At 75.1% G+C, this 2,781-nt stretch carries 1 protein-coding gene and 1 pseudogene; one reads left to right on the plus strand and one right to left on the minus strand.

The genetic code is table 11. The features are described 5' to 3' along the window. A pseudogene (locus JWR81_RS28775) lies at positions 1-316 on the plus strand (catalase-peroxidase); the annotation flags it as partial. A gap of 133 nt (positions 317-449) precedes the next feature. Here JWR81_RS28775 and JWR81_RS28780 read toward each other — a convergent pair. Next, positions 450-2,567 (minus strand): prolyl oligopeptidase family serine peptidase, encoded by a 2,118-nt coding sequence (locus tag JWR81_RS28780; RefSeq protein WP_297659787.1) that lies wholly within the window; start codon positions 2,565-2,567, stop codon positions 450-452. Positions 2,568-2,781: the final 214 nt, after the last annotated feature.

Below are 2,781 nucleotides of genomic sequence, written 5' to 3' on the forward strand. Positions count from 1 at the left end.
GTCCCCGCTGGGTGTGCTCACCTCGGCGCCGGGGTCGCTGACCAACGACTTCTTCGTGAACCTGCTCGACATGGGCACGGAGTGGGCGGCGACGTCGGGAGACGGCGCGACCGCGGAGACCTTCGAGGGCCGCGACCGCGCCACCGGTGAGGTCACCTGGACCGGCAGCCGCGTCGACCTCGTCCTCGGCTCGAACTCCGAGCTGCGCGCGGTCGCGGAGGTCTACGCGAGCGACGACGCGCGGGAGAAGTTCGTGCACGACTTCGTGGCCGCCTGGGACAAGGTGATGAACCTCGATCGGTACGACCTCGCCTGATCCTCCGTCGGGGGCTCAGATGTCGGGGATCGGGTCTGCTGCCGGCCACAGCGCGACGAGGTGCGGTGCAGCAAGGCGGCGAGGGCTGTCGGCATGTGAGCTGACTGCCAGGCCGACGGGTGGGAGGACGTGCTCATCCCCCGTCCCCCCCGGGGCCGCTGAGCGCGTCCTTGAGGAACTGCACCTGCAGCAGCAAGAGGTTCTCCGCCACCACCTCCTGCGGCGTCATGTGCGTGACGCCCGAGAGCGGCAGCACGCTGTGCGGACGCCCCGCCGCCAGCAGCGCCGAGCTCAGCCGGAGGGTGTGGGCGGCCACCACGTTGTCGTCGGCGAGGCCGTGCACGAGCATCAGCGGGCGGGTCAGCTTCGCGGCGTCCTCGATGAGCGACGACCGCCGGTAGGCCTCCGGGTCCTCGTCGGGGTGGCCGAGGTAGCGCTCGGTGTAGTGGGTGTCGTAGAGCGCCCAGTCGGTGACGGGCGCGCCCGCGACGGCGGCGTGGAAGACGTCCGGACGACGCAGCACGGCGAGCGCCGCGAGGTACCCGCCGAACGACCAGCCACGGATGCCGACGCGGGTGAGGTCGAGATCGGGATGGTGCTCGGCGAGGGCATAGAGCGCGTCGACCTGGTCGTCGAGCACCGGGGAGGCGAGGTCGCCGTGCACGGCCCGCTCGAACGAGGGGCCGCGGCCGGGGGTGCCCCGCCCGTCGACCACCACCACGGCGAAGCCCTGCTCGGCGAACCACTGGCTGGTCAGGTGCGCCCCCCGCGCCGCGACGACACGCTGGGCGTGCGGCCCGCCGTAGGGGTCCATGAGCACCGGCAGCTTCGTGCCGGGCTCGTACCAGGACGGCAGGAGGAGCGCGGTCGGGAGGGCGCGCGGGCCGGCCTCCAGCAGCGTCACGCGCGGCTCGAGGCCGGGGAGGTCGGCGAACGAGGCGATGGTCAGCTCGGCCGGCGCGAGGTTCGCGGCGTCGTCGGGACCGGCGTCCGGGGCGCGGCGGACGGTGGTGGTGCTCCCGTCCGTGTCGAGGTCCTGGCGCGCGACGACGAGCGTCCCGCCGCGCAGACGTCCACTGTGGATGCCCCGTTCGGTGGCGACGGGGGTGAGGCCGTCCGGGCCCCACGTCCACAGCCCGACCGACGCCGCCTCCTCGCTCGCGCGGAACAGCACGGTGTCGCCGTCGACGTCCGCCACGTCGCGGACCTGCAGGCCCGCCGGGGTGACGGTCTCCCCGTCGACGACGAGGCGGCGCGTGTCGTCGACGTCGGCCACGGTCACGAGCGCGCCCGACGCCGTGTGGGCCGGCACCCCGGGCACGATGTCGACCCAGACGGGGTCGGTGCGCTCGTCGACGGGCGTGGTGGTGCCGGTGGCGGGGTCCACGCGCAGTACGCGCAGCGCCTTCTGGTCGCGGGGCTCGGTGACGACGAGCAGCCCCCGGTCGTCCCAGACGACGTCGGCGAGGTACTCGTCGTCCCAGGTCACGGGGGTGCTGGTGCCGTCGAGGGTGATGATCTCCGCGGTCACGCGCGCGTTCGGGGTGCCCGCCGCCGGGTAGGCGACGACGGCGGGCACCCGGTCGGGGTTGGCCGGGTCGGCGATGTGCCAGCGCCGCACCGGCGACTCGTCCACCCGCGCGACGAGCAGCGCGTCGCCGTCGGGGGACCACCAGTACCCCCGCATCCGGCCCATCTCCTCGGCGGCGGCGAAGTCGGCGAGGCCGTACGTGACCTGCGGACCGTCGGGCTCGGCGATGGTCGAGGTGGTGCGCGCGGCGACGTCGTGGACGTGCAGCGCCCCGCCGCTGACGTAGGCGACGTACCGGCCGTGCGGGTCCGGGCGCGGGTCGATGACCCCGCCGGGCGTCTCGATCAGGCGCGGTGTCAGCCCCGCGGCGAAGTCGGTGAGGTACAGCTGCCCGGACAGCGCGAACGCCGCCATCGTCACCGGTCGGTCGGTGGCGTAGCCGACCACGCCGCCCGCCTGCTCCCGGCTGCGCTCACGGCGGGCCTTCTCCTCGGGGGGAAGGTCCTCCTCGGCGCTCGCGTCGAGCGCGTGCGGGTCGGCGACCAGCCGCTCCTCGCCGGTGGCCAGGTCGAGCGTCCACAGGCAGGTCACGGGGTCGGTGCCGCCGCGGCTGCGCAGGAAGACGACGCGGTCGCCGTCGGGGGAGAGGGTGACGCCCCGCGGGGCGCCGAGGGTGAAGCGACGGGTGCGCGCCTGGCGGCGGGGGAAGCTGTCGGTCACGGTCGCCCAGTCTGCCCGCTCGCGGACCGGGCCACCCGCTCCGGCTGCTCCTGGTGCCCCGTGATCGGATGACCCGCATGAAGCGCACCCTGCTCGCGGCCTCGGCGGTCGCCCTCCTGACGCTCGCCGGATGCGGGTCCGCGGCCACCTCCGCCGCCTCCTCGACGACGGCCGCCGCCGCGCCGACCACCGCGGCCGCCGCCCCCGCGGGTGC

The organism is Pseudonocardia sp. (genome assembly GCF_025965585.1).
Taxonomy (GTDB): Bacteria; Actinomycetota; Actinomycetes; order Mycobacteriales; family Pseudonocardiaceae; genus Pseudonocardia.